This is a genomic window from Microcoleus sp. Pol12B4, from assembly GCF_036701385.1.
In the GTDB taxonomy this organism is placed as follows: domain Bacteria; phylum Cyanobacteriota; class Cyanobacteriia; order Cyanobacteriales; family Microcoleaceae; genus Microcoleus.
The window spans coordinates 1,548-2,394 of sequence record NZ_JAUBQR010000401.1; the positions used below are offsets into that span (position 1 = coordinate 1,548).

General features: G+C 45.7%; 1 pseudogene. It reads left to right on the forward strand.

From position 1 onward, the window contains the following. Nucleotides 1–847 (forward strand): annotated as a pseudogene (locus QUA38_RS28530) (calcium-binding protein); the annotation flags it as partial.

The following is an 847-nucleotide window of genomic DNA, read 5'->3' on the forward strand; positions in this document are numbered from 1 at the left end:
GTGGAAGATAGTGTAGTTGATGGCGATACTGACTACAAGATTATTACCGACAGAGCTGTTAGTACAGATCCGAATTATACCAACCGAGATGTTGCCGATGTCAGCCTGAGTAACCAAGACAACGATGTAGCACCACCAGTGGGAACTCCTGACATTATTATTAGTCCGGTATCGGGATTAGTAACTACAGAAGCAGGTGGCACAGACCAATTCACCATCAGACTCAACAGCCAACCTACTGCGGATGTAAAAATTGATTTGCGTAGCAACAATGAGGCAGAGGGAGTAATTTCGACAGCATCAATTACCTTCAATTCTGCTAATTGGAATCTGCCGCAAGAAGTAACAGTAACAGGGGTGGAAGATAGTGTAGTTGATGGCGATACTGACTACAAGATTATTACCGACAGAGCTGTTAGTACAGATCCGAATTACACCAACCGAGATGTTGCCGATGTCAGCCTGAGTAACCAAGACAACGATGTAGCACCAATACTTGGAAGTCCTGGCATTGTTATTAGTCCGGCATCGGGATTACTAACTACAGAAGCAGGTGGCACAGACCAATTCACCATCAGACTCAACAGCCAACCTACTGCGGATGTAACGATTGGTTTGCGTAGCAGCAATGAGGCAGAGGGAGTAATTTCGACAGCATCGATTACCTTCAATTCTGTTAATTGGAATCAGTGGCAGCCGATTAGGATAACGGGTGTGGACGATCGAGTATTTGACTTTGATAAGACTTATCAGATTGTGACTGCCCCTGCTGTCAGTGCCGATAGTAACTACAACGGCCTCAATGCACCGGATGCGACTGTTGTTAACAGGGGTAACACCATACCGC